At 44.5% G+C, this 24570-nt stretch carries 28 protein-coding genes; 12 read left to right on the top strand and 16 right to left on the bottom strand.

Going from position 1 to position 24570, the window contains the following annotated elements; all coding sequences use genetic code 11:
- Position 1: 1 nt before the first annotated feature.
- Genes MHH63_RS14910 through mnhG form a run of 3 tightly spaced genes read left to right on the top strand, consistent with a single transcriptional unit; the run spans position 2 to position 1141 of the window.
- Positions 2-475, top strand: a complete 474-nt coding sequence (locus MHH63_RS14910; protein ID WP_076126047.1) for a Na+/H+ antiporter subunit E — start codon at positions 2-4, stop codon at positions 473-475.
- The gene (locus tag MHH63_RS14905) at positions 475-768 is read left to right on the top strand and encodes a Na(+)/H(+) antiporter subunit F1 (protein ID WP_036686407.1); all 294 of its coding nucleotides are present in this window, start codon (positions 475-477) and stop codon (positions 766-768) included. Before MHH63_RS14910 ends, MHH63_RS14905 begins: the two co-directional genes overlap by 1 nt.
- The gene (gene mnhG / locus MHH63_RS14900; RefSeq protein WP_081386304.1) at positions 749-1141 is read left to right on the top strand and encodes a monovalent cation/H(+) antiporter subunit G; all 393 of its coding nucleotides are present in this window, start codon (positions 749-751) and stop codon (positions 1139-1141) included. The genes MHH63_RS14905 and mnhG overlap by 20 nt, the downstream gene beginning before the upstream one ends.
- Before the next feature lie 133 nt (positions 1142-1274).
- Here the strand turns inward: mnhG and MHH63_RS14895 are convergent, their stop codons facing one another.
- The 5 genes from MHH63_RS14895 to MHH63_RS14875 form a co-directional block, all read right to left on the bottom strand.
- Positions 1275-1652, bottom strand: a complete 378-nt coding sequence (locus tag MHH63_RS14895) for a PilZ domain-containing protein (RefSeq protein ID WP_076126051.1) — start codon at positions 1650-1652, stop codon at positions 1275-1277.
- 80 nt (positions 1653-1732) lie between these two features.
- The gene (locus MHH63_RS14890) at positions 1733-2542 is read right to left on the bottom strand and encodes a hypothetical protein (RefSeq protein WP_076279081.1); all 810 of its coding nucleotides are present in this window, start codon (positions 2540-2542) and stop codon (positions 1733-1735) included.
- Between the two features lie 60 nt (positions 2543-2602).
- Positions 2603-3898, bottom strand: coding sequence for a sensor histidine kinase (locus MHH63_RS14885; protein WP_341171731.1), 1296 nt, complete (start codon positions 3896-3898; stop codon positions 2603-2605).
- Positions 3899-3977: 79 nt separating this feature from the next.
- Complete coding sequence (locus MHH63_RS14880) at positions 3978-4637, bottom strand: response regulator transcription factor (RefSeq protein WP_076135640.1); 660 nt, start codon at positions 4635-4637, stop codon at positions 3978-3980.
- Between the two features lie 214 nt (positions 4638-4851).
- Positions 4852-6411: a 4-hydroxyphenylacetate 3-hydroxylase family protein gene (locus tag MHH63_RS14875; RefSeq protein ID WP_341171730.1), complete on the bottom strand. Its 1560-nt coding sequence runs from the start codon at positions 6409-6411 to the stop codon at positions 4852-4854.
- Between the two features lie 134 nt (positions 6412-6545).
- Here MHH63_RS14875 and MHH63_RS14870 point away from each other — a divergent pair, with 134 nt between their 5' ends.
- Together MHH63_RS14870 and MHH63_RS14865 are read left to right on the top strand one after the other, a co-directional pair.
- Positions 6546-6923 carry a BlaI/MecI/CopY family transcriptional regulator gene (locus MHH63_RS14870; protein WP_445321766.1) on the top strand — a complete coding sequence of 126 codons (378 nt, stop codon included), beginning with the start codon at positions 6546-6548 and terminating at the stop codon, positions 6921-6923.
- A gap of 5 nt (positions 6924-6928) precedes the next feature.
- Positions 6929-9145 (top strand): M56 family metallopeptidase, encoded by a 2217-nt coding sequence (locus MHH63_RS14865; protein ID WP_341171728.1) that lies wholly within the window; start codon positions 6929-6931, stop codon positions 9143-9145.
- A 168-nt stretch (positions 9146-9313) separates the two neighbouring features.
- On the opposite strand, the gene MHH63_RS14860 is transcribed toward MHH63_RS14865, so the two are convergent.
- Complete coding sequence (locus tag MHH63_RS14860; protein WP_341171727.1) at positions 9314-11377, bottom strand: methyl-accepting chemotaxis protein; 2064 nt, start codon at positions 11375-11377, stop codon at positions 9314-9316.
- Positions 11378-11730: 353 nt separating this feature from the next.
- Between MHH63_RS14860 and MHH63_RS14855 the strand changes: the two genes are divergently transcribed.
- The 3 genes from MHH63_RS14855 (at position 11731) to MHH63_RS14845 (ending at position 14656) form a co-directional block, all read left to right on the top strand.
- The gene (locus tag MHH63_RS14855) at positions 11731-13686 is read left to right on the top strand and encodes an AraC family transcriptional regulator (protein ID WP_341171726.1); all 1956 of its coding nucleotides are present in this window, start codon (positions 11731-11733) and stop codon (positions 13684-13686) included.
- A gap of 212 nt (positions 13687-13898) precedes the next feature.
- The gene (locus MHH63_RS14850) at positions 13899-14084 is read left to right on the top strand and encodes a hypothetical protein (protein ID WP_076126066.1); all 186 of its coding nucleotides are present in this window, start codon (positions 13899-13901) and stop codon (positions 14082-14084) included.
- Positions 14085-14197: 113 nt separating this feature from the next.
- Positions 14198-14656, top strand: a complete 459-nt coding sequence (locus MHH63_RS14845; protein WP_076126068.1) for a hypothetical protein — start codon at positions 14198-14200, stop codon at positions 14654-14656.
- Here the strand turns inward: MHH63_RS14845 and MHH63_RS14840 are convergent, their stop codons facing one another.
- On the bottom strand, positions 14657-15037 hold the full coding sequence (locus tag MHH63_RS14840; RefSeq protein ID WP_076183611.1) for a hypothetical protein: 381 nt from the start codon (positions 15035-15037) through the stop codon (positions 14657-14659).
- A gap of 84 nt (positions 15038-15121) precedes the next feature.
- On the opposite strand from MHH63_RS14840, the gene MHH63_RS14835 reads away from it, so the two are divergent.
- Positions 15122-15589 carry a hypothetical protein gene (locus MHH63_RS14835; protein WP_076126071.1) on the top strand — a complete coding sequence of 156 codons (468 nt, stop codon included), beginning with the start codon at positions 15122-15124 and terminating at the stop codon, positions 15587-15589.
- Positions 15590-15705: 116 nt separating this feature from the next.
- On the opposite strand, the gene MHH63_RS14830 is transcribed toward MHH63_RS14835, so the two are convergent.
- The 6 genes from MHH63_RS14830 to MHH63_RS14805 all read right to left on the bottom strand — a co-directional run bounded on the left by MHH63_RS14830 (position 15706) and on the right by MHH63_RS14805 (position 19774).
- Positions 15706-16413, bottom strand: coding sequence for an ABC transporter ATP-binding protein (locus MHH63_RS14830; protein ID WP_076275800.1), 708 nt, complete (start codon positions 16411-16413; stop codon positions 15706-15708).
- An 11-nt stretch (positions 16414-16424) separates the two neighbouring features.
- Positions 16425-17186: an ABC transporter permease gene (locus MHH63_RS14825; RefSeq protein WP_341171725.1), complete on the bottom strand. Its 762-nt coding sequence runs from the start codon at positions 17184-17186 to the stop codon at positions 16425-16427.
- Positions 17158-18177 (bottom strand): ABC transporter substrate-binding protein, encoded by a 1020-nt coding sequence (locus MHH63_RS14820; RefSeq protein ID WP_341171724.1) that lies wholly within the window; start codon positions 18175-18177, stop codon positions 17158-17160. Before MHH63_RS14820 ends, MHH63_RS14825 begins: the two co-directional genes overlap by 29 nt.
- 125 nt (positions 18178-18302) lie before the next feature.
- A complete protein-coding gene (locus tag MHH63_RS14815; RefSeq protein WP_076126079.1) occupies positions 18303-19058 on the bottom strand; it encodes a class I SAM-dependent methyltransferase in 756 nt (251 codons plus the stop codon).
- A gap of 13 nt (positions 19059-19071) precedes the next feature.
- Positions 19072-19419, bottom strand: coding sequence for a cupin domain-containing protein (locus MHH63_RS14810; RefSeq protein ID WP_076189939.1), 348 nt, complete (start codon positions 19417-19419; stop codon positions 19072-19074).
- A gap of 16 nt (positions 19420-19435) precedes the next feature.
- A complete protein-coding gene (locus tag MHH63_RS14805) occupies positions 19436-19774 on the bottom strand; it encodes a cupin domain-containing protein (RefSeq protein ID WP_076126083.1) in 339 nt (112 codons plus the stop codon).
- Between the two features lie 171 nt (positions 19775-19945).
- On the opposite strand from MHH63_RS14805, the gene MHH63_RS14800 reads away from it, so the two are divergent.
- Complete coding sequence (locus MHH63_RS14800) at positions 19946-20638, top strand: Crp/Fnr family transcriptional regulator (protein WP_341171723.1); 693 nt, start codon at positions 19946-19948, stop codon at positions 20636-20638.
- A 209-nt stretch (positions 20639-20847) separates the two neighbouring features.
- Here MHH63_RS14800 and MHH63_RS14795 read toward each other — a convergent pair whose 3' ends face one another.
- From MHH63_RS14795 to MHH63_RS14785, 3 genes are all read right to left on the bottom strand, one after another.
- On the bottom strand, positions 20848-21684 hold the full coding sequence (locus MHH63_RS14795) for a sulfurtransferase (protein WP_341171722.1): 837 nt from the start codon (positions 21682-21684) through the stop codon (positions 20848-20850).
- 101 nt (positions 21685-21785) lie between these two features.
- A complete protein-coding gene (locus MHH63_RS14790; RefSeq protein WP_076126088.1) occupies positions 21786-22157 on the bottom strand; it encodes a hypothetical protein in 372 nt (123 codons plus the stop codon).
- Between the two features lie 148 nt (positions 22158-22305).
- Positions 22306-22677, bottom strand: a complete 372-nt coding sequence (locus tag MHH63_RS14785; RefSeq protein WP_076126089.1) for a hypothetical protein — start codon at positions 22675-22677, stop codon at positions 22306-22308.
- Positions 22678-22872: 195 nt separating this feature from the next.
- Here MHH63_RS14785 and MHH63_RS14780 point away from each other — a divergent pair, with 195 nt between their 5' ends.
- Both MHH63_RS14780 and MHH63_RS14775 read left to right on the top strand, forming a co-directional pair.
- The gene (locus MHH63_RS14780) at positions 22873-23829 is read left to right on the top strand and encodes an ABC transporter ATP-binding protein (RefSeq protein ID WP_081383247.1); all 957 of its coding nucleotides are present in this window, start codon (positions 22873-22875) and stop codon (positions 23827-23829) included.
- Entirely contained in the window at positions 23822-24568 is a 747-nt protein-coding gene (locus tag MHH63_RS14775) for an ABC transporter permease (protein WP_339173799.1), read from the top strand. Before MHH63_RS14780 ends, MHH63_RS14775 begins: the two co-directional genes overlap by 8 nt.
- Positions 24569-24570 lie beyond the last annotated feature (2 nt).

The following is a 24570-nucleotide window of genomic DNA, read 5'->3' as shown; positions in this document are numbered from 1 at the left end:
TATGGCTTTTCAACTATTATTGAATTTCATGATAGCATTCCTGTGGATGTTCCTGCACAATGACTGGACTGGGCCACGTTTCGTCATTGGTTTCTTGATCGGTATCCTCATTCTGCTCGGAATGCGACGTTTTTGGCCCAGATTATATCTAGGAAAAGTGTGGGCAATTATTAAGCTAATCCTGTTGCTGCTGCGGGAGCTGGTCGTTTCAAGTTATGTAGTGGTAAAAGCTGTTCTGAGACCGGAGCTTAATATACGTCCAGCAATCTTGAAATATACTACAGAGCTGAAATCGGATTGGGAAGTGGCTACGTTGATCACATTGCTCTGCCTTACTCCCGGATCTGTCGTACTTGAAGTATCGGATGATAACCGGACTTTGTATATTCATGCCATGGATGTTGAGGATCCCGCACAGTTCAGAGCGAATATCCGTGACACCTTTGAGCGTGCGATATTGGAGGTGACCCGTTAATGATCCATTTTATTCTTATGCTCTCGCTTACGATTATGGCGCTGGCGATTGGTGTATGTGCCTGGCGGTTGTTGAAGGGACCTTCTTTGCCCGACCGGGTAGCGGCACTGGATACGATTGGAATTAATCTGTTAGCCATGGTAGCCGTTCTTTCTGTTTTACTCCGAACGCAGGCTTTTATCGAAATTATTTTGTTAATAGGCATTCTTTCCTTTATCGGCACGACGGCATTTGCCAGATACATCGAAAGGGGAGTGGTGCTTGAACATGGAAATGATCAAGACAGTCGGTGAATTGCTGTTTGCCTTATTAATACTGATGGGGGCATTGCTTAGTGCTGTAAGTGCTTATGGTCTGATTCGGCTGCCTGATGTTTATCTGAGATCACATGCTGCTGCCAAAAGTGCCACCCTTGGTGTTTTATGTGTTCTGAGCGGGGCCTTTCTATATTTTGCATTTTTTCTAGATCATATAAGTGCTAAGCTGCTACTGGGGATTGTCTTTGTATTTATGACCTCACCTTTATCTGCGCATTTGACGGGCAGAGCTGCTTATCGCTCAGGGGTTCCCTTATGGAATCGCAGAATTCAAGATGATTTAAGAGAGGTACTGGAGAAAGAAAAAGCTGTAGCAGCATCCCCTGAACGGGATGTGCCTCAAGAATAAAATCCATGAAATGGTGATCTGCGATTTCGGATTACAACAATAAGTTTGGATCGCAATAGCTAAAAAGCAACAACCCTGCATGAAAACGCGGGGTTGTTGCTTTTTTAGATTAAAACTACTCTTTTTTGTTATCTTAACGAACTAATATTTTGCCTTCTCCAGCAAGGATGCGAAGTACTCTTGGGAGTCGATCACCATCATTCTCAGGGATGTCCAATTGAATGCCGTAGTGGAAACTGCCTTGTTGTTCTTTGTTCCATTTCAATATTCCTTCTATGTACATAGATTCATCCGTAAGATTCATTTCCATGCCAATGCGTACTAGGTTATTTTCTGGGTTGATATTGAGGGGTAACGATAAGTGGCAACCCGATCGACTGATGTCGAACAATACAGCCCTTACAGGCTTGGAAGGAACCTGGATTCCGTTAATAGTAAGAATATGAAGATCAAATGTTACAGGTTCTTTAAGGGTATATCGAAAAGGTTCGGTTCTGCGATTAGTGTTCATATGCTCCTCCATACTTTTCCATGTAATATAAATTATCGACATAAAAGTAGGATTAGTGAAGAGCTGATTCAATTTTTGATTTATTTCACTACTTGAGCAGTCTCGTAGGTAAGGCAGCGCAGACTTTGATCAGGATAACGCATTTCTGCCGTGTAGCTGCTGCCATCTTCCAGCATCATCTGAACAGCGACCATGCCGCGTTTATCATTGGTGTCAGTGTTGATCAGTGTTGCTGTAGCAATTTTCCGGCTTTCTTTTTGTTTATCTGTTAGGATAGTTATGGCCGCATTGATCCAACGGGCGTCTTTATAGATAGTGCTGCCAGCAGAAGCGCTAATTGGTGTTCTTTTCAGAGCAATATTAATCGCGGTCGTATTCACTACCATACCGTTTATGGGATCAATTAGTACATCATATTCCCAGAATTCCTTACCTTGCCCTTCTAGGGTCTTGGCGTTATATGGACTGAAATGTACAGCCCATGTCCACGGCAGCGAGGTTCGGGTATCACTCAGAATAACCCGCATCTGCAGCTTGGCAATATCCACATCGAATAATTTGCGTACGCTTGAAGCAGCCAGAATAACGGCATCAGTTTGACTCAAATTCTCTGCAGCAGGCGGTGTGACAGTGGTCCGTTTGGATTCAGAAGTCTCATGACCCGCCATGTCTATGAAATTCTTAATGGTTTGTATTTCTTTAGGACTCATCTGCGGTTGCAGATCGTCATTCACTGTGGACACCGGCGTTGGTGCTTCCAACTTCACCCCTGGGGTTTTGGTGCTGGTTAAAGCTAAATGGGTGGTGTTTTGAATGACTGCACTGACGATTAGCAGACTCCCCGAGAACAGGAGTATAGCTAAAGTAGTGGGGAATTTTTTGTTATTCACTTGAATAACCTCCATTTGCTTCGGATGATGCTGAATCTTCCTAACCTTAAACTATAGATGTTATAGAGTAGGTGAACAGATGTTATGGAGTTGTAAAAAGATGCGGATACTTGTTCCTTGACCTAAAGTAGAATTCAGTGAAATTCTAGTTTGATGCGCATCTGCGATTTGCTTGCATAAAGATAAACCAAGACCCGCACCCCCGTATTCGCGTGTGCGCGATTTTTCACCTCGATAAAAGGGTTCAAAAACACGCGCGCTCTGTTCCGGTGTCATCCCAAATCCCGAATCACATACTTCCAATATGGCTTCATTTTGCAATACATAGGCAAGCAAGCGGATGGTGCTCCCTTGCGGAGAGGCATGAATGGAATTTTCGACAAGGTTAACCAAGAAGGAAGTTAGCAGATCATGATCACCCCAAACCGCAGGGATGGAATAATCCATTTCTAGTTTGATGCTTGTTTCGTCCAATTTAAGTTGCTCAATCTGTTTAACCGATTTGAACAAATCTGATATGTCTACTTGTTTCAGAGTCAGAGGATGATGCCGTAGGACGGACAAATCCAGCAGTTTGAAGGCTAAATTCTTCAGGCGTAAGGTTTCACTAAGGATATATTGACCAGCCATCTGCTGTTCTTCCTGGCCTATATTTGCGGAAGTCAGAAATTCAGCAAATCCCTGCATACTGGTTAAAGGTGTGCGCAGTTCGTGGGCGAGGTTATCGACCATTCTCTGCTTTTCATCGGCCATATTAGACAGTTCGATCACGTGCTGCTCCACTGCGTTTGCCATTCGGTTAAAGTTCAGGGCTAACTCACCAAATTCATCTTTACTGCGCAACTGCACGCGCTCGGTATATTTGCCTTCAGCGATCGTTTTTGTAGTCTTTGAAAGCTGTTTAAGTGGTTTGGTCAACTGCCGGATCAGCAAGTAGAGTAATAGGAGCAGAATTGGACCGATAATCCAGTTAATCATTACAAAAAAACGGTTCAGCTCATGCTGCTTAGCATACAGGTCACTGATATCACGTTGATAAACGATCGACAAAGCTTGATAGGGAGCAGGGAGTTCAGTAGAGAGTTGAATAGAATGTGACTCCGGTGTTGAGACTGATGGGACTCCGGCATTCGGATAAACCAGCTGGTCATTCTCCCAGAGCTGTAGTCCGATTCCCTGCTTATGATAAAATTCACCATAGGATTGAGCCACACTTGAGATTAAAGTAGAGGTAAGTGTGGCCCCACGGGTCTGAATCGATTCAAGATTTTCATAAATGTTGTTTGCAATTAATAGCTGTTCGCTTGAAGCACGCTGCATTTCGCTGTCCATGTTCAGCTGCCAGCTTTTTTTCATAATCATGATTACACTCACATCTAGGGCGACGATGAAGAAAGCGAGGACTGACAGCAGAATTTTATGCCAGAATCTCATACTAGACCTGAACTTCCAAGCGGTAACCAAGCTTAAATACGGTTTTAATTCGTTCTTCCCAGCCTAGTTTTTTGCGCAGCTGTCTGATGTGAACATCTACGGTACGGGTATCTCCTTCAAAATCATAGCCCCAGGCTAATTCCAGCAACTTTTCCCTTGATAAAGCAATATTTCTGTTGCGGATAAGGACCTCAAGCAGCTCAAATTCCCTAGCGGTTAAATCTACGGGTATCTGATCCACCATCACAAGCCTCTCAAGATAACGTACCTCAACGTTTTCACAGAGAAAATTGGAAATGCCTTTTTCGCTCCTGCGTAACACCACATTGATTCTTGCCAACAATTCAAGGATTTCAAAAGGTTTAATGATATAATCATCGGCGCCCAGCTCAAAGCCTTTGATGCGATCAGCCAGTGAATCTTTTGCGGTGATCAGAATCACCGGAATTTGTAAGTGAGCAATCCGCTGCATGATCTCAAAACCGTCCAGTTCGGGCAGCATTATATCGAGCAGAATTAAATCGGCCTTTTCACGTTCCAGCAGTTCAATAACCTCCAGCCCGCGATAAGCCTTGCTATAGGTATGTCCGACTAATTTTAGATTCATAGTAATTAAGTCACTGATTGCACGTTCATCTTCTACGACTATGATATGGCCCATAGTTCATTGTTCCCTCCTAAGCTAGCAAATCACTTCCTAATGCTAATAAACTATAAACAACTTATTACAGAATTGTCCAGTGCAGGTATGAAAAAGCATCTAGTTCTTCCTAATTTGGTTTGTTGATAAAGCTCAAAAAGGACTGAAAAAGCGAGCGGAAGCAGTCTCTTAATCAATCCTGAAAAACATCATTATAAACCTTCGGAACTCTTGATTAATTGGAAATTCCATCTGTTGTTGACTTAGACAAGTGGGCATCAGGGGCAATAAATTCGTGAACGATTTGACGAAAATACTCGTGATTATCATAGCTGTTGTACATACGCCAGGCCACTGTTTGGGAGTTGCCGAAAAATAACCGCTCAAACTGGGTTTGACGACCTCCGAATGCACCCGCTCCTAGTTCCCAAGCCAGCCGGAATAAGGCATTTCGATACCACGCATCCGAGATATTTCCCTTCAAATACTCATAAAGATACGAACCAGCGCTTGATGTAAAGTCGGCTTCAGAGGGGATCATGATGAGCCCGCTTGAACTGAGGTTTTGAACCATTTCAACCATCTCTGGATAAAACTCTGAAAAGTGAATGGTTGAAGCCAACAGTGGACCTTTATCTGGAACGAGATATCCAAATTTGTCGAGCGAAGCCCCTATTTCCGCTGCAAGTCTTAAGGCTTTGAAAGTTTCTAAATATGCTAATATTCTGGAAATAGGCAAAATCGTGTAGGACTCAAGGACAGCGTTTTGTTCTTCCGCCAAAGACTCTAGCATACCAAGAAAAAACTCGGTTTTTGCAATATAGCGGGTGACAATTTGGTGGGCCATATGCGTATGAAAGTTACTCTCGCCGAATAATCGGGAACAGTACCTCTCATCGCCATAATAAAATATACGAACATGAGGGATAAGTACACGGTCAAAGATAACAAGGGTATCCATTTCTTCATATCTTGAACTTAACGGATGGTCGTAAGTAGATGAGGCAGCGTAGCTTTCACGGCAAAAAAAAGTCATTCCAGGCAGATCATTAGGCACCGCAAAGGCAAACGCAAAGGGATTATCATCATCCACAAGTGAGGGTGAGGGAGTCGGGAATACAAGCATTTCATCGCAGGTAGCTCCCTGTGTTGCCATCATAAAAGCACCGGTAACAATCATCCCCTCATCATTGATTTCTACGACTTTAGCAGCGATAGAATCCTCTGTAGCATCAATCTGGCCGGATATTTTGCTGGCTTGAGGCTGGATGAAAGCATGGGATAAGGTAATATCATGATCTCGACAGTAGGCATAGTATTTTCTGAGGTTCTCAGCATATTTCGGATTATGATCCTCAAGGATATCAGCAGCTGTGAACAGAGACATGATGGCCGTATTCATATAATCGGGGGAACGTCCTAAAAATCCGTGGTGTCTGTTGGACCAGAGTTCAATCATTTTTCTCCGGCGTTCTAAATCTTCAGCATTTTTGGGTGGAAGAAAAGATAAACCAACCGGATCTCCAGTATCAGGTGAAGGATAGGTCATTTGCGCCAAATAACGTTCATCACACTGCATGTTATACATTTCGGCTTGTGTTTGTATGAGACCTTGAAAGGCAGGGTGTTTGGATAAAGGACCTTCAACACGTGTTCCTTTGTACCAGATATTGATCTTTTGCCGGTCGATTCGTTCGATGTATTGATTACCTGTTTTTATAGGCATAGGTTCCACCTCTTTGAAGTCATCTTTGACTAATAAAGCCGTATTATTGCTATTAATGTACGTAATCATGAATCTCCGTGTACATTGTCCATAAACCGTGGTGAGCTGGGAGTTTAGGGTTGACATAAACGATGCTGACTTGTATATTTTGGATATTGGATTACAAGTGTAGTCATACGGAGAAAAGAAAGGCGGATAGAATGATGTCTACGGAAACTCCAAAGATCTCGGATGCCGAGTGGGAAGTGATGAAGGTGCTGTGGGCAAGTGCCCCACGCACTGCAGGTGAGATTGTTGAAGCACTAGAAGGCAACAGGGACTGGAACCCAAAGACGGTACGGACGTTGATTAAGCGTCTGACAGAGAAACGGGCTATTGGTTATAAGCAGACAGGTAGGGTGTATTCCTATTATCCGCTGGTGCGGGAAGAGGAATGTGTCCAATCGGAGACAAGATCCTTTCTGAAGCGGATCTACGGTGGAACTCTGCGCCCGATGTTGGTCAATTTTTTGCAGGATGAAAAGTTGTCCCGGGAAGATATTGAAGAACTGAAGAGAATTTTGGATGAACGAAAGGACTGAGCCTCTTGCTGGAAGCTGCATACAATCTGTTCGTCAAGGTATTGTCGCTGTCTGCCATGGCGAGCGTGCTGGCTCTGCTGATCTTATTGACCCGCTTTCTGTTCAAGGATCGTCTGAAACCTACCTGGACGTATCTTCTGTGGATACCATTGATCGTGAGGCTGGCTATACCTTGGGCACCTGAAAGCACATTTAGTATTTTTAATCTGTTGCCGCTGGAGAAAGAAACGGCGCAGAGTTCCTTTATTCCGTCAGCGCAATCGGAAGTTGGCTTTACTTATGTCCCAGAGTTGACCGGAGGGGAAAAGGAACCGCCGTCAGTTACTGGAATTGCAAAAACTGGACCTTTGCCGGGAGAATCGACACCGGATGATGTGGCACAAGTCAATCCGCAAACCGATTCAGGATGGCAGCCGATACATGTACTGGTTTTGGTGTGGTTTGGCGGAGCGGCGGTGGTGCTGGGCATGTCGGTTCGAGTGCAACTGCGATTTACCGCACGGGTTCGACAGGAAACGGAGATCCATTCCTCACAAATCCAACGGTTGTTCGTATCCTGTAAGCAGGAGATGCAGGTGCGTCGCCCAGTCAAGCTGATCGGGACGAAGCAGATTGCCGTACCGACACTACTTGGCGTTATGCGGCCCAAGTTGCTGCTGCCCACCTCTACTTTACACACTCTGGAGACGAACGGACTCCGTCATATATTCCTTCATGAGCTGGCACATGTGAAGCGCCATGACATTTCGCTAAATCTGCTGACAGGTCTGCTGCTGGCCATGCATTGGTTTAATCCGCTGTTGTGGTATGCCGTACGCCAAATGAAAGAGGATCAAGAGGTTGCCTGTGATGCTCTGGCCTTGAAGCATCTTGAACCAGCTTGCCACAGAAGTTATGCCTTGACACTTCTTAAATTGTTAGAAACCTTACCCGATCCGATCCGGTTGGCAGGTACAGCTGGCATTTCAAGCAGTAAAAAGGAAATGGAAAGAAGGATTATTATGATCACCAGGCACAAAAAATTTACGGCAAAAAGCTCAATGCTGGGCCTCGCTGTAATTATGATCTTAAGTGGCTGTACCCTTACAGGAGCAAAGCTGAATTCTGCATCAGCTCCGGCAATGAGCGCTCCTGCTACTTTTCAGGCAGAAGTGCAGGATAAAAATACAACGGATTCCAGTGTTAAAGGCACTTTATTGGCGGAAAAAAACGGAATCACGGTATCTGCTAATCCCACTGGTGAGAATACACTTTTGCATAAAGTCACGGTAGATGTGCGTGGTGAAGTAAGCCGTACGTTCTTGTGGAATGCAGGAGAAGATAAAACTCGGCCTCCATTGATTGAAGAAGCAGATGTGAACGGAGATGGAACGAAAGAAATTTTCATACGCATTACGACCGGCACGGGTACTGGACTTTCTATGAGTGAGATTCATGTGCTTCAGCCTGCTAGCTTGGAAGAGCTTGTGGTCGAAGATCCGATCGAAACGTTGAATCAGAAGCTGAAATCATCCATTACACATCGAAATAACCACACTTATGTATCTGCTGAACTGGACGGAAAGCATTTGACCAAAGTGTATGATTACACGGAGGGAGCTTGGGGAGAGAAGGTCGGATTTGGCTCTATAGTTTCATACGAACTGATAGATGACCAAATTGTAGCCCATATGTCCGGTGCGGCGTCTATGTCTGAGTTTCCGCTCGAAGTTATTGCCGTTTACGGGAAGAATCTGACCATTGAGAGCGCACAGATGTACTATGGATCGTTTATATCTCCACCACTCAGTGAACAGGATATCAAGTCCATGATGGAAAAACAGCTTCCGGCAAGTGGTTGGACCTTTAGCAAAGACGGAGATCAGTATAGGGTGGATATAGATCCACTGAATGGCGTAGGGGAAGGCAATAGCTATAAAATAAATCCGCTTACCGGAACGGTTCATGACGTAACTTCTGGCAGTCCACTGAGAAGTCTTGTAAACCGAGAAGCGATAGATCTGTGGAACATCTCTAACGGTACAGAATACCAGAAGGAACTGTATAAGTTACTCCAACCTATCTTTGATACAGAGGGTTTCAAGCCAACAGATACGGACTGGATTTCAGGCTTTATCGGGGATGGTTATTTGTTCAGTGATGTTAGGCAAGGAAGCAGGGAATTCACGATTAAAGTAGATGTCTTTACTGGTCAGTGGGAGGAAATTCCTGACCCGTATTAATAGTTAAGTTTCAAGGTCTGTACCGTATTATTGAAGAGACCATTACTAGCGAATTGAAACTAAAAGCAGCCAGTACGCGCCGATAGATTATCGGCATGCACTGGCTGCTTAATTTTTCTTGAAGGGAGGACAGTCTTACGACTGTGTAAATTACGGATGACTAAAGGACTATTCGACCTGGAACTGGTTTAATTCGTCCTGAAGCTTTTTGGACAACTGATTGAGCTGCAGGGACAGTTCGGCAACCTGTTCAATGCTGTCCAATTGTTCTTGCGTACTTGCGCTAACTTCTTCCGTTGAAGCGGAATTCTCTTCTGTAGTTGAAGAAATGATTTCGAGTGCCTGTAGGATTTCATCTTTGTGTTTATGGACTTTGGAGGTGTTGCTGCTGATTTGAATCATACGTAATCTTAAAGCCTCCAAATCGCTGTTGATGCTAAAGAATACCTGTTTCGTAGCCTGCACGGATTTTGCATTTTCTTCGGCAATTTCAAGTCCTTGGGCTGTGTATTCCACAGATGCTCTAGTTTTCTCTTCGATTTCATGAACCTTTCTGCCAATCTCCTGTGTAGCCTGTGCAGTCTGCTCCGCCAACTTGCGAACCTCTCCGGCAACAACGGCAAATCCGCGTCCCTGTTCTCCCGCACGTGCTGCTTCTATGGAAGCATTTAGTGCCAGCAGATTGGTTTGCGTAGCGATTTGATGTACCGTGTCCACGATGCTCGAAATTTCATGACGGCTTTGATCAATATCATGGATGGCAGACGATATCGAATGAGTGGAGTTATGATTTTCTTCTGCCCATTTTGATAACTGATCTAATACATCCAACCCCAGTTCGCTCTGGTCGGCAGAAGCCTGCACCATCGTCTCTATGGCTATGGCATCATTAGCGATTTCGTCAATTTGACCAGATAATGATCCGGTTTTTTGCAAAATCGTATCCGTTTCGATCGACTGATAGTTGGTTGCATTCGCAATCTCATTAATGGCTGTGGCTGTATCGTTCATCGTTATAGCTGTGCGGGAAGAAATAGATTGCAGATCCTTTGAGGACTGGTTTAATACCTGAGCGGAGGTACCCACTATTTGGAGCATCCCTTGAATTTTCTGGACCATGTTGAATATTCCGTTGGAGATTTGTCCAATTTCGTTGTTGGAATAGGCATCAAATTGAACCGTCAAATCCCCATTTTCCACCCGTTTGATTTTGGTAAGCAGCTTCGGTATAGATCTGAGCAGATAACGGAGCGTGATATACGAAAATAGAACGAGCAGAATCGCCGCTGCAACAAACCCGCCAATCGTAATCCAGGTGAACTTTTTTAATTCGGAGAGCACTTCCCGCTCTGAAATAGTTAAACCTACGGACCAGCCGGTATCTTTACTTGTAGCATAGCCGATGTAACGGCGTTCTCCGTTGTCATTAATCAGATGTACGCCGGATTCACCAGCGATCATTTTCTTGCCGATTCCCCCAAGATCACCTGGCAGCTCATTAATCTTTTCCTTTGTGACCTTAGACTGGTCTGGGTGATACAGAATATCACCTGTTTTGGAGGCGAGAATGGAATAACCTGTGCTGCCTAGCTTATAGCTTTCCATTATCTCAGGGATATTTTTAGACGCTATATCAACCGCGACAAAACCGATTAATGTATTGTTGTCATTTTTTATCGGATAGAAAATACCCATCAGCATATCGCCTGTAGTGATGTCAATATAAGGATCGGAGTAGTACAGGCCGTCTGCTTCGACTGCTGGCTTATAATACGGCCGTTCTTTAATGTTAAAAGCAGCATCTGATGTCGTACCATTGTTGAGGATATAAAAACCTTTGCCGGCAGTACTAGCAATCCATGCATCTGCAAAAGTGGGTTCCACCTTTACAATGGCAGCTAGTGTCTTTGCTACCTCAGCGGCATGAGGAGAAGTTTTGGCCATTTCAGGAGCTTCGGTGGTTTCGATGTATTGTTTGAATAAGTTATTCGTTGACATTTGCTTGACCAGTGAACCCTTTTCCTTAAATAGTGCATCAAATTGACTGACAAGTGCCTGTGTTTTGGTCTGAAGCATAGATTCTTGTTGTTTCACAAGTATGCTGCGAGTGCTGGAAAACATAAAGGTTCCCAAGATTGAGAAGACGACAACAATAATAACTAAAAGTACAATGGACAAAGTATTTGCTATGCTTGATGAACCGAACCGCCTTTTTTTTAGTTGTTGTAACATGCTACCATCTCCCCCAAGTTGTCTCTGAGCAAATAGCTCATAAGAACATATCGGAAGATAGTGAGATTTTCGAAATAGTAATTTTGAGAATGAAAAAATTAAATTAAAATGGATGATGCACAGGATAAATCCTTGACTGGTACGGGATTTCAAGATGGTGGGGGGAGAGGGAGATCTTAACAATTAGCCTGTAGCTTGGCACATTGCAGCTACTGATTAGAGGCGAATTGTTGTTTTTTTAGGTGATGCTTAACTGCCTTTATCAGACTTCTTGTTGCGGTTGATAATGATTATCAATTATACTTCCGATAGGAAGGAGGCGAGTAAAGATTTTAAATGCTGATGATAATTTGATGCTCTGGGATTATGCACATATCCGGCTGATTGATATTCGCCATATGTTGTTTAAGGCAGGAGACAAGCTGACCTCCTATAGGTTCCCGGCTGCAGGTTTTTTATATATGGTTCGCGGCAACGTGGTTTTTCGGCTCAATGGAAATAAACATGCTGCAGAACGTTTTCATATCCTACACAGCGGAAAAGGAGGGCAACTGGATATTGATTGGGTCAGGGAGGAAATGGAGTTTTATTTTATTTTCTATAAAGCCTCGCTTTCGCTAACGTCCGGATCAGGTGTACGTAGACTTTTTGAAAGAAACAGTCCTTTTCAAAAACAATATGAATTTGCTCCGAATGCTCCAGTGGCTTTGCTGTCTCAAGTAAAGGAGATGCACCGGAAATGGCTGGACTCAAGTTCACTTGAACGGATTCAGATCAAAGCAATGCTTTATCAATTTGTCTACGAAGTTGAGCGGCAGAGACAGGCATATGGAGTCTATCCCGTCAAGCCGGATCTGGTGGAGCAAGCAGTTCGATACATACGAGAATATTACAGTCAGCCTATTACCTTATCCTCTATTGCAGAGCAGCTTAATTATAGTGTGGCCTATGTGGCGAAGCAGTTTAAAAGCAAGACGGGTACCAGTCTGATTGATTTTCTTATTCGGACGCGAATAGATAAGGCGCAGGAACTGCTGCTAAATACCGATGCATCATTGCAGGAGGTTGCCGCCGGAGTGGGGTACACGGACCTGTCCTATTTCATCCGTATTTTCAAGAAAACAACCGGTGTGACTCCGGGTAATTTTAAGTCATTGGCCCTAGGCTCTGCCAAAGGATCAGATCGTCCTAAAATCAGGCTAAGATTGTCTAATGCAGGATGGGCTGAGCCAAGTTATATTGATAATGATCATGATAATCATTATCAATATAGAAGAAAAGGGGATTTACCGATGGTTAGAAATACAAAAATGTCAATGGGAGCAGCGATGCTGTTATGTCTGGTTTTAATGCTTAGTGCTTGTTCTTCAGGGAACAGTCCTGTTAATTCTGTGAATGCTGGCCCTAGTCCAGTATCCTCTGTGCAAACAGAGACAAGTCCACCGGACTCAGCCACCAATTCAAAATCTACAAGAGTATATAAAGACAGTCAGGGGCATGAGGTTGATATTCCAGAGCGTCCACAGCGGATTGTGCTGCAAGGTAATTCGATCGGAGACCTGCTGGCACTCGGGATTCAGCCGGTCGGTGTCGACCGCCGGTTTATTGAAGAATCAGTCTATTTGGATAAGGAGACAACCCCGGCACAGGATATTGGATTTCCTACAAATCTGGAACTTGTTTTGGATCTGGAACCGGATTTGACAATGCTGGGTTATGTGATGGACAAACAATATGAAGAAGTGTCCAAAATATCACCTACTGTTGTATTTGACCAGAGTAAACCCTTGTCTGAGCGTCTGCCTGTCATTGGTGAGATAGTGGGTAAAAAGGCTGAAGCAGAGCAACTGTTGTCCGAATATAATCGCAAGGCCGAGAATATGTGGAGCGGATTGCGTCAGGAAGGCAAACTTGCCGAAGGAGAAACAGCGGTAGTGCTGATTTATTATTGGAACAAGACAATGTATTTGATGAAAACTGGTGGTATTCCTGCACTGCTGTATCAGCCGCAGGGCTACAAAATGTCCGAGGCAGTGAAGGAAATCGAGCCGGCAGAAGGTGCACCCTATATTGAGGTCTCCCCTGAGCTAATGCATAAGATGCTTATTGGTGACCATTTGTTTGTCATCTATCCGGCCAATGCTGATGCGGAAAATTCCTTTAATGAGTTAATGAAAACTGCGTTGTGGAGCTCGCTCCCTGCTGTAAAGAGCGGAAAAGTTACTTTTGTGGAGACTAAATGGAATTATGACGATATGTTGACCAGCAGCATGCTGCTGGATGAGTTCCCTAAACTGCTGGCTAAATAAATGAGATCTCAGGTTAATCCGCAACAAAGAAGCAGAGGAGGAACTCGCTGCTTCTTTATTTTGTTTATAAAGTAAAGAGGGTTGAATATAGAATAGTAATCGGTCATTGTTTTTTGTTGATTAGCTAGACTCCACGAGTAGCATCGATTAATCTGAAGAAGTGGAATGCGGGTTATGATTGAATCGTCGACATAGATAAACGGAGGCTGACTATGACTTACTCACAGATCTGGAACAACTCAGGAAATGAAGCCGATATTCTTTATTTGGAGCAGCAGATTAAGGCCGTTAAAAAAGAAATAAAACGAGCAGAAGCTGCAGAGCTTCAAGAAATATTGGATCAAGCGAATCGTAAGCTGGCTGAATTGGAAGCGAAGCTGGACGAGCTTGAGGATTAGGAGCTCACCGCCCTTTTGTACCGTTTGAACTTTATGTTTCTGAATTTGCACCGGTGTCTATATAGTTTTATAATTGTAGTTTACTTAATCGTATTACTGGGAGGAATGGGGAAGTGGATAAAAATAGAAAATATATGCTTGTCGGTGCGCTTCTGACAGGGGTAGGTGTCTCTTTGATGGCCTATACAGCAAGCCGCTATACTTCGTTTAAACGAATCGTAGCCAATACCATCCGTTTGGAAGAAATCGCCTCTCTAGAAATCTCGCGATTGTCTTCAGTTCCCGGTGAAAAGAAAGACATCATTATTACTGATCCTGCTGTTATTGAGCGGATTTTTGCTGATTTCTCTCATGTTCAATTAATGAAATCGGCCCGAAATGTCAGTTCTGACAAAAACTTTAGCTATTATATTACGATAGTTCAGGCTGACTGCAAGCAACGATTTGATATTATTTTAAAAAGCAGACAGCATATGATCATTTATGATAATGATTTAAGCAATCCTCACTTGAATGCCTATAAAATTATCAGCCCTTATTATCCGCAAGCACTGGAACAGGTTTTTGACTGATTATATAGAGGTGCGCAATGAAGTAATATCATAGCCCATTTCCTGCATAGCATCCAATCCATTTATGATCTCTATTGTTCGGGTGCCGTCCCAGCCTTTAGCCGTTCCATATTCGATCCATTCGCGGATACGCTGTGGATGATTTAGATTATAGACATCTTCAAAACCCTTTTTATGGTTTTGCAGCAGATAGCCTGTATTTAGCGGACAACCGGCAATAGGATCATCCCATGTTAGGATTTGGATGCGGAGGGGGTGGAGCTTTACATTTTTATGATAAATCTTTAATTCAAGCAGACTCCGTTCGTCATGGATTCTCATGCCCAATATATAGCTGTATTCCAGTTCCCTGAGCGTGATAGAACGCAGCTTTTTTTTCATGAAAATCGCCTCTCATCCTAATAATTTTGTTATCATAGCAAGCATAGGGATATTTTTCAAGCAATCAACAGGAAGGATGTTTATATGAAGTATGAATTTGGGGTCATGGCATCCATTACAGAATTGGTGGAGTACCCGGATGAGCAGAGTGATACCTATATTCCGCACCCGAATTTTCAGATCATCATGGATCAATTGGGTATTACAGTACCCGTTGCTGAGATTTATGAACATTTTTTTGCCAACCCTGTTCACACCGGACATGTGCTCGTTTACAGCAATCCAGAGCAACCAAACGCTTGTATTGTCCTCGACACTTACCGTGATCCGCTGGACCAGCTAGACATGATTTATTTCGGATGGCGCTGTTCGTCCGAGAAAGACAATATCCGTGAGCTGTCCCGGCGTTTTTATGATGAATGTGAATTTGCGGTCCGTTATGAAGAAGGTCAATCCGTGCTTTACAAGGTGTTGAAGGAGGATACCTATCCGCGAAAATTTTACTATAATACCGTGTTTGAGCAGCAGTTGAAACGATACCCGGCAAAATAGGCGCTAGAAATACATAACCGAATCACTTAGCACAAAAACGCGAGTTCAGGGCAATGCCGCCCAGACTCGCGTTTTCTATATACCTGTTTTTGAAATGCTCTGCATCATTCAGGCAATTACTGTGCCGTCAGCAGCTGCTCCAGAATTTCGGCGCGAATCTTCAGCAGGCTCAGCTCTTTCAGCGAACGGCTGCGCTGTGGAGTATCAATTTCAATAATTTTTACAATCCTGCCCGGATGTCGGGACAAGATCATAATTTCATCCCCCAACAGCAGGGCTTCATCAATATCATGCGTAACAAAAACGATGGCGCATTTCTTGCGCTCCCACAATGCGATTAATTTCTGAACTAAATCAAACCGCAGATGATAGTCCAGGGAGTGAAAAGGCTCGTCCATCAGCAGCATATTTCCGCCGTGATAAAAAGCGCGGGCAATGGAGCAGCGCTGCCGCATGCCTCCTGACAGCTGATGAGGATAATGATTCTTGTAGGCAGCAAGCCCGACCTCTTCCAAAAATGCTTCGATTTCCGACGCAGAGGTCGGAGAAGCCTCCTTAACAAAGCTGATATTCTCACCAACTGTAGACCACGGCAGCAAACAATCCTCTTGAAAGACATAGGACAGCTTTAGCTCTGGATGCACAGTGACCCTGCCGGAATCGGCGCTTTCGGACTGTGACAGGATATTCAGCAACGTTGTCTTTCCCGCACCTGAAGGGCCTAGAATACAAATGATTTTCGGCATCTGGATTTTAAGACTGATTTTTTCCAGGACAGGAACTCCCGAATAGTGCTTGGAAACTTCTTGTAGTGTAATAAGCATAAGCCCCACCCTTATTTATTCAAATGCGTCGGCAGGCTTACCCTGCTGCGGAACAGAAATGTAATGCAAGATTTGATCACATTCCAGAAAATAGCCATAAACAACGCCAGGGCAAACACACGTTCGGTCTCCAGATTTGTTCTGGCATCGGACAGCAGGCTGCCGATCCCGTCGACGGAGGTCAACAGCTCCGCCATTACGGCCAGCTTCCAGCCCAGTCCCGCTGAGGTGATCATGCCTGATTTCAGATAGCTTTTGAGCGAAGGCAATATGATATGCCGGAGAATCTTATTACCGGGCACATGATAGACCTTGGCCATCCGCATCAATTTGCCATCGATCGCCGCAAATCCCTCGTACAGATTGACCACCAAAACCGGTGTAGTGGACAACACGATAATAAAAATTGCAGGCAGATCCGTAAGCCCAAACCAAATGATCGCGATGCCCAGCCAGGCGATCGGCGGCACGGATTGCATTATATCGATGACAGGTTCCAGATAAGGCTTCCAACGCGGATAAAGTCCAAGCAGCAGCCCCAGACAGCCGCCCAGCAGCAGAACGCAGACCATGCCGATCAGCAGCTTGAGCAGCGTGCGATAAACTGCATAATAAAACTCCGGATCACCGAAATAGCTCAGGACCGTGCGCATCGTCTCCAGCGGGCCAGGCAGGACAAAAGGGTCCATCTGCATAGCTACAAGCTGCCACAGCAAGGCAATGCCCAACAGGGATATGGCTTTTTTACTTAGGCTGATAATAGAACTTTTCATCGGGAAGCTTGCCTCCAATGCTGTCCTTGCTGTAATTCATCAGCGTCTGGTAATACGTTGACAGAACCTCTTTGCTCTCGGAAGCGGAGGCGAAATCCAGCGCCATATGCGGAATCGCTTTCTCAACCACACCGGCGTCCAGCTTGAAATACTTGTTGGCCAACTGAGCCGCCTCTTTGGGTTTGTCCAGCGTCCATTGCAGCGCTTTTTGATATTCTTCCTGGAAGCGGGCGACCAGTTCAGGCTGGCTGGCAATTACTGACTGCTTGGTTGCGAGTCCGGCGTTGGGCAGATCGGTGTTTAATTTGGTAACCTGCTGCCATTCCTTTTTGTAATCCACGATCGAGCGCACCTGATCATTTTTCATTTGTATCGCGGTAATTTGCGGCTGAATGCTCACAATTGTGGAGGCCTTGCCGGATAACAGCAGCTGAGCTCCCTCAGCCAGCTGGGTGTAATGCAATGTGATGTCTTTCCCTGGCTCCAGTCCGTTATGCTTCAAAAAGGTCTGCGTAATATAATCGACAGGCGAGGATTTCATAGGCACATACAGCGTTTTTCCTTTAAGATCCGCCCAGCTCTGGATGGACGGATCTGTTGTAATCATGCTCATCACTGACCAGGTATTCACATTCATCAAGGAAAGATCCATTCCCTTGTTATACATCACGACGGCATTGTTCAGCGGCAGAGCTAAGAAGCTTACTTGATTGTCCTTAGCCAGCGCGGTCAGCGTGTCGATGGACTCCCAGGTTTTGAACTCGATGTTGACCGATTCTCCCAATGCCTTGGATTCAATTAGCCTCAGAATAGGCAGAGAAGGCGGAGAAGGAGGGCCGCCGACCGTGATATTCAGTGTTTCTGCCGGGCTAGCGGAGGGAGCGGCGGATTTGGGCGAATTTTCATTTTTTTGTTGCGAACAGGCACTTAACATAAAAAATAAACTTAACAGTAAACTGAGGCACAAGGCATAAACAGATTTAGCTTTCATCGTGAGTTCCTTTCAAGCGGTTATTTTGACAGCTAGATGGTAATGTTGATGAATTTTATTGATAATTATTCTCAATTACAGTGAAAATAAAAACCTATCATAAGACATGATAGGCCTGCGCCCAACTATTTTTTGCTGCTGCAAACGGCAATATAATTCAGATCTTTACCCGTCGTATTAAAAAAGGTATACATCTTTTTGAACTGTTCCCGGTTCTCTTTCTTGAGCCCGTTTTTCACAATACGCAGCGCCCCGATAACCCCTTCATCGCGAATGAGTCCATTGATACTCATTAAGGACATGGGACCGGTAGCATTGTCTACTTGCTTAAAGCCTGCGGAGTGGAACAATCCCGCCCAATGCCCAACAGACAGCGGCTCGACATTGATGTGAATGGTGCGGCGAAGCTCGGCTAGATGTTCTTCCATATTTTCCTTGGCAAAGGTAATATCATGTGTTAGCAGAATGCCGCCAGGCTTTAGTACCCGATAGTATTCGGCGACTGCTTTTTCCTTCGCAGGCTGGTTAAGCATCGTGAGCATGGCTTCATTAATGACAACGTCAAAGCTCTCATTCTCAAAAGGGAGCTTCATCGCATTGCCTTGCCGGACATGGATATAGTTTTCCAGATTGGCATTTTTAATATTTCGGTTTGCTTTTTCCAGCGCCCGCGGGTCCATATCAATGCCGGTAATTTGACAGTGGTATTTCCCGGCCAGTTGAATGGAGGTGGTGCACATATTGCAGGCTACCTCCAAAACCTGGCTGTCCGTACTCAGATTGGCTTGCTGGATCAGCCAGTTGGTTGCTGCAACGCCGCCGGGCCGCAAACGTTTTTTTCCCAGCCGCGCCAAAAAATTATGGCCTACTTCCTTTTTCATCGCATTCACCCCATTACTTATCCGGCTTGACTACAACCAGAAGCATCTGAAACGCCTCTGTTGCGTATAGGGCATGCGGAATATTGGCCGGCATAACTAGGGTCTCCCCCGCATGAACTGTGTAGTTATCTTCTCCAATTGTAATTTCCGCTTGCCCGGACAATATGTTGACCATGGCATCGCCCGGGGAAGAATGGCCCCCAATCGACGAGCCTTTATCCAGCGAAAGTAAGGTCATTGCCAGATTTGGCCGCTGTACAAGGGTCAGACTGGAAACCTGCTGTTCCTCTATTGTGATGATTTCTTTCAAATCTATGACTGCGGATTGCGGCAGTTTTTTAATAAATAAACCTGTTTCCATTTTGAATACCTCCGTTTTATATACTGATTTGCAAAAATTTGCAGCTGCTGTGGGCGGAATAATCATGCCATGTGCCCGCTGGGACGATAACAGATGCGCCGGCTGTCAATTGATAGGGCTCTGCCGCCACCAGCAGATGAAGCTCGCCTTCCAGCACATGGATGATTTTAGATTTGGGGGAGGTCTCCGAACTGATAGTCTCCTCCTGATCCATGGCATACAATACCCATTCCGGTTGTGCTGCTGTTTCGGCTGCAGCTACGGGCAAGGACAGCGTTCGGCTCGCAATCCGGTGCGGCTTGACGCTGATCATATCTGTTAAGAAAAATACCTTGCCTGCTGTAATTCCACTCATACGATCCCCCTATTCAAAGTACAGTGTTTTGATTATTTCCAAATTGCTTGATTGAATGATTCCTGCAATTTGATATAATGAGAATGACTAATGAGAATTATTCTCATTTATTTTATTGTAGCAGAGTATTCATCATGACTCTGTTGCCATGGCAACAGGAGGCTGAGAAAATTGCAGAAATATCTGAGCAGGATACAGAGCACCACTTTGTTTAAGGGATTCGCGGACCGGGAGGTGCAGCAAGCACTGAGCTGCCTGCAGGGCACAATCAAGGATTTTGCGCAGAAGGAGGTTGTTTTTAGAAAAGACGATATTCTGGATTCGGTGGGCATTATTATCCATGGAAATGTTTTGTTATGCAAAGATAATATCTCAGGCATGAGATTTATTTTCTCGGAACTCGGGGATGGAGAAATCTTTGGCGAAACGGCGCTTCGCCTTGTCCAAGAGCACAGCGGCTATGAAGCGGTGGCGGGATCGGAATGCCGGATTCTGTTTATCAAAATAAATAAAATCGTCCGGCCCGGCCAGGACACTTGCCATTTAAGGGGACGGATCATTGAGAATATGTTGGCCCTGCTGCTTGAGAACAACCGGTCTATCTATCAAAAGCTGGATCTGGTCTCCCACAAATCGCTGCGGGACCGTATCCTGCATTATTTGGCCCTCCAGACCAAAAAAAACAATTCCGCCTGTTTTGAAATTCCGTTTACCCGCAGCGACCTGGCTGATTATTTGACTGTTGACCGCAGCGCCTTGTCCAGAGAGCTGCAGCGAATGGCACAGGACGGGCTGATCCGGTTTAATCGAAATCAATTCGAGCTGTTGGACGCGGAGAATCAGCTGCGGATCAGCGATTTTTAGAATAATTTCTCCAAACATTGAAAAGGAGTAAACAGAGGGAATAATCAGCTAGAAAGCGCATTGGGAAAGGATTTGACCGATCTATACAGCATAAAAGACGTAGTTAAAGTTAGCTAACTGTTGACTTGAGTTTTGATTTGTTGATTTTAGCTATCTATCGGAGTTACTCATAAATACAAGAGCCCGCGTCGGACGCGGGCTCTTGTATTTTACTCTCCTCCAGTAGCCACCGGATTCTCCTCATATGAAATCCAATCACTCCAACTACCCGCATACAACTTCACATTCCTATACCCAGCTTTTCCGAGCGCGAGCACATTCGGGCAGGCACTTACACCTGAACCGCAGTATACGATAATCTCTTGTTCAGGATCAATTCCTTCATAATGCTCTTTTACCACCTCAGTTGATTTCCAGCGTCCTTGCTCATCCAGCACTTCTTTCCAGAACTTATTGATTGCCCCAGGAATATGACCTGCCTTCGGATCAATGGGTTCTTCAAGTCCTTCATAGCGGCGGGATTCCCGTGAATCAATCAATAGTGCGCCACCGTTTTCAACCACGTTCTGCACATCTTCCATGCTAGCAAGCATCTTCTTCTGAACATCTGCTTCATACTGGCTAGGAATCCTAACCGCTTGATGATCACTGACGGGGAAGGACGCTTTTTTCCAAGCAGAGTAGCCTTCATCCATTACAAACACACGTTCATGCCCCAAATATTTAAGCATCCACCACAGACGGGAAGCGTAGGCACCGCCTTGATCATCATAAGCAACGACAATGCTATCTCTGTTAATGCCAACCTTGCTGAGAACGGTGGTTAGCTTCGAGATCTCAGGCAGTGGGTGGCGTCCACCGTGTGCGCTTACTGGAGCGGAAAGCTGTTCTTCCAGATGTAGATAAAGTGCTCCGGGAATATGATCTTCCGTATAGGCTTTACGCCCAGCTTCCGGATCCGTGAGTAAAAAACGGCAATCGACTATAACAAGTTCAGGCTCGTATAACCGAGCAAGCAGCCATCGAGTAGAAACGATCGGTTCCATAAAGTAGCCTTCTTTCCTGTTTAATATGTATGGAGTCATTATAGCGGAAAATAAAAGAGGGCGCACCTTAAGCTTATGGCTTAAACTGCGTCCTCATTGAATTAGATCAAACGATATCCTGATGGCAAGCTGCCGGTACGTTGAATGGTGCGAACCTGCGCCGGGGTCAGCCGTTGATTGCTTGAAATGAGCGATTCGACATCTCCTCTTCGCAGAAAGTCGTCCAGTTCGCGGATGCTGCGGTTACCACGCAAAATGACGAAATTATCGCGGAAGGCAGAACGATCGAATAACACAAGCGTAGCGTTCGGATTTGTGGAGAAGAAGCGCAAGCTTTCTATTCCTGTAAGGACTGAATCTATATCTGCAATGCCCAGGTTGCCGCGAAGAGTTCTGCGAAGCCCCCGAAAGTTCTCCTCACTAAACACTCTTAGCCTAGGATATATTACAGATGTTACTTTTTTTGTAATCATGGTTAATCCCTCCAAGTTCGATTGACGAACTGTCGTTTTCGACAACTCGCCGCCAGATTTACCATAAATGAATGCGGTAATTTCGACTGGAAAAAGGAGTGACCTGGGCGTTAGGCTCCGGATTACTCCTTTTTGTTGTAAGCAGTTGTTAGATCAAACGATATCCCGAAGGCAAGTTACCGCTGCTGCGGATATTACGGATTTGTTCGAGGGTTAGGCGTTGGTTAGTAGAAATAATGGATTCCACGTCATTGCCTGAAATGAAATCATCCAGATCCCTAATGTTGCGGTTCCCGCGAAGAACACGGAAATTTCCTCTAAACCTTGTTCTTGTAAAAAGTACCAGTGTAGCATTGCTGCTAGTAGAGAAGAACCGAAGGCTCTCAATACCATCGAGGATGTTGTCCGTATTACGAATACCCAGGTTGCCAGTATATACTCTACGGCGTCCATTGAAGTTTTCTTCATCGTACACGGTCAAGCGAGGGAAAGTCTGAGAAATGTGAACTTCTTTTTTCATTTGTAATTCCTCCTTTGTTATCTAATCTATGTTCATATAACTTTTTGGCTTGGCTGAAAGTCTAATAGAAAGCCCTTATTTGCATGAATTTATTATTTTGGGCTTTACTCCAACAACATATTAGTGTACTATTTAACTATGACACTGACACAATATAAAAAATGAACAATACATTAGTTGGCAGGGAGGATTAGCATGAAACAGGGGAGTGGTGTAGAAATGCAAGATTCAATCGTTCTGCAAATGAATGAGGTAAGTAAGATCATCAAAGGAAGACCAATTGTGGATAAGCTGACATTTGATATCCGTAAGGGTGAAATTGTTGGATTGCTAGGTCCAAACGGTGCAGGAAAGACCACAACGATTCGAATGATGACGGGTTTAATAAGGATGAGCGAAGGCGATGTGATTATCCAAGGCCACAGTGTAAAAAAGGATTTTAAGCAGGCGATTGGCCATATCGGTGCGATAATTGAAAATCCAGAGTTTTATCCCTATATGACTGGACTTGATAATCTGAAGCAGTATCAAAGAATGACGGATAACATTGAGGCTGGCAGAATAGATGAGGTTGTAGAACTGGTAGGACTTCAAGAAGCGATGAATAAAAAAGTAAAGGCTTATTCGCTGGGGATGCGCCAACGTCTTGGGATTGCTCAGGCGCTTCTCAATCGGCCGAAGTTATTGATTTTAGATGAGCCTACGAACGGACTTGATCCGGCCGGAATACGGGAAATGCGTGATTATATGCGTACCATCGCCGAAGTGGAAGGCATTTCTATTCTGATTTCCAGCCATTTACTTACTGAAATTGAACAAATATGCCATCGGGCTATTGTGATCCAGAATGGTAAGCTGGTGACCGTAACTACGATTGGTGAGGAGCAGGAAGCAACCGCACAAGTGAAGCTCACCATCCGTGTAGGATCAATCGAATCCGCTATAAATATCTTGGAGCGCTTGGATTATGCGGAATTGATCTCTATGGATAGCGCGCGATCTGAAGTGACAGTAAGTCTGCTTGATAGCAGAGTACCGGAGCTTGTATCTACTTTTAGTGATGAAGGTGTGGGGATTTTTCGGATTACGGAGAATAAACAAAGTCTTGAGGAAGATTTCTTGAAATGGACAGGAGGAAACCGCATTGCGTAACTTTAATAATCTGATTGTGAATGAATGGCTCAAGCTCTCAAAAAAACGCACATTTTTTATGCCATATCTGATATTAATTCTATTATCCCTGCTGTTAGGTTATATAGTTCATTCTGTCTCACCTGACCTGTTTGAATCAGCTTATGATTTTTCAGCTATGATGCTGCTTTCTCAAGGGATTGGGCAAGTGATTACAATTCTTGCGATCATCGGAACAGCAGGTATTGTCTCAAAAGAGTATAGTCAAGGAACCATTAAGTTCCTGCTTATCCGCGCCAGAAGCCGTACAGCAATCCTCGCATCCAAATATGTGGTTGTACTGTTGTATGCTTTGACTTTGACTGTCATCGGAGGTATAGCCGTTTTTGGAACAGGGGCTTTGTGGTTTGGACTAAGTGGTGGAGAAGCGGGTATGAGTGAGATGCTTACAAACCTATTGTATAATCTCGTTAGTACGGTTGTGTATGGAACACTTGCTTTTATGCTGGGGATATTGACCACTTCAACGGGAGTAACGATTGGGGCTACTATGTTTGCGCTAATGATAGACAAATTGATTATTTCTCGTGATTTTTACAAATATGTTCTGTTTCCAAACTTAAATTTATCTGCTTATGAAGGTGGAGGAGCACCTATGCCTGGAATGACACTGACCTTTTCTATCGTGATGCTTGTCTTATACACAGCTGTCTTTCTTCTCGTAGGTTTCTCCGTCTTTAGACGAAGGGATGTTGCTTAATC

This window comes from Paenibacillus sp. FSL H3-0310, assembly GCF_038002785.1.
In the GTDB taxonomy this organism is placed as follows: domain Bacteria; phylum Bacillota; class Bacilli; order Paenibacillales; family Paenibacillaceae; genus Paenibacillus_AQ; species Paenibacillus_AQ odorifer.
This window is presented reverse-complemented; position numbering and strand designations above follow the sequence as displayed.

Bases quoted from the DNA above. Each gene is read 5' to 3' on its own strand.
- MHH63_RS14910 (WP_076126047.1), top strand. From the start codon at position 2: ATGGCTTTTCAACTATTATTGAATTTCATGATAGCATTCCTGTGGATG.
- MHH63_RS14905 (WP_036686407.1), top strand. From the start codon at position 475: ATGATCCATTTTATTCTTATGCTCTCGCTTACGATTATGGCGCTGGCG.
- mnhG (WP_081386304.1), top strand. From the start codon at position 749: ATGATCAAGACAGTCGGTGAATTGCTGTTTGCCTTATTAATACTGATG.
- MHH63_RS14895 (WP_076126051.1), bottom strand. From the start codon at position 1,652: ATGAACACTAATCGCAGAACCGAACCTTTTCGATATACCCTTAAAGAA.
- MHH63_RS14885 (WP_341171731.1), bottom strand. From the start codon at position 3,898: ATGAAAAAAAGCTGGCAGCTGAACATGGACAGCGAAATGCAGCGTGCT.
- MHH63_RS14880 (WP_076135640.1), bottom strand. From the start codon at position 4,637: ATGGGCCATATCATAGTCGTAGAAGATGAACGTGCAATCAGTGACTTA.
- MHH63_RS14875 (WP_341171730.1), bottom strand. From the start codon at position 6,411: ATGATTACGTACATTAATAGCAATAATACGGCTTTATTAGTCAAAGAT.
- MHH63_RS14870 (WP_445321766.1), top strand. From the start codon at position 6,546: ATGTCTACGGAAACTCCAAAGATCTCGGATGCCGAGTGGGAAGTGATG.
- MHH63_RS14860 (WP_341171727.1), bottom strand. From the start codon at position 11,377: ATGTTACAACAACTAAAAAAAAGGCGGTTCGGTTCATCAAGCATAGCA.
- MHH63_RS14855 (WP_341171726.1), top strand. From the start codon at position 11,731: ATGCTCTGGGATTATGCACATATCCGGCTGATTGATATTCGCCATATG.
- MHH63_RS14850 (WP_076126066.1), top strand. From the start codon at position 13,899: ATGACTTACTCACAGATCTGGAACAACTCAGGAAATGAAGCCGATATT.
- MHH63_RS14840 (WP_076183611.1), bottom strand. From the start codon at position 15,037: ATGAAAAAAAAGCTGCGTTCTATCACGCTCAGGGAACTGGAATACAGC.
- MHH63_RS14835 (WP_076126071.1), top strand. From the start codon at position 15,122: ATGAAGTATGAATTTGGGGTCATGGCATCCATTACAGAATTGGTGGAG.
- MHH63_RS14830 (WP_076275800.1), bottom strand. From the start codon at position 16,413: ATGCTTATTACACTACAAGAAGTTTCCAAGCACTATTCGGGAGTTCCT.
- MHH63_RS14825 (WP_341171725.1), bottom strand. From the start codon at position 17,186: ATGAAAAGTTCTATTATCAGCCTAAGTAAAAAAGCCATATCCCTGTTG.
- MHH63_RS14820 (WP_341171724.1), bottom strand. From the start codon at position 18,177: ATGAAAGCTAAATCTGTTTATGCCTTGTGCCTCAGTTTACTGTTAAGT.
- MHH63_RS14815 (WP_076126079.1), bottom strand. From the start codon at position 19,058: ATGAAAAAGGAAGTAGGCCATAATTTTTTGGCGCGGCTGGGAAAAAAA.
- MHH63_RS14810 (WP_076189939.1), bottom strand. From the start codon at position 19,419: ATGGAAACAGGTTTATTTATTAAAAAACTGCCGCAATCCGCAGTCATA.
- MHH63_RS14805 (WP_076126083.1), bottom strand. From the start codon at position 19,774: ATGAGTGGAATTACAGCAGGCAAGGTATTTTTCTTAACAGATATGATC.
- MHH63_RS14795 (WP_341171722.1), bottom strand. From the start codon at position 21,684: ATGGAACCGATCGTTTCTACTCGATGGCTGCTTGCTCGGTTATACGAG.
- MHH63_RS14790 (WP_076126088.1), bottom strand. From the start codon at position 22,157: ATGATTACAAAAAAAGTAACATCTGTAATATATCCTAGGCTAAGAGTG.
- MHH63_RS14785 (WP_076126089.1), bottom strand. From the start codon at position 22,677: ATGAAAAAAGAAGTTCACATTTCTCAGACTTTCCCTCGCTTGACCGTG.
- MHH63_RS14780 (WP_081383247.1), top strand. From the start codon at position 22,873: ATGAAACAGGGGAGTGGTGTAGAAATGCAAGATTCAATCGTTCTGCAA.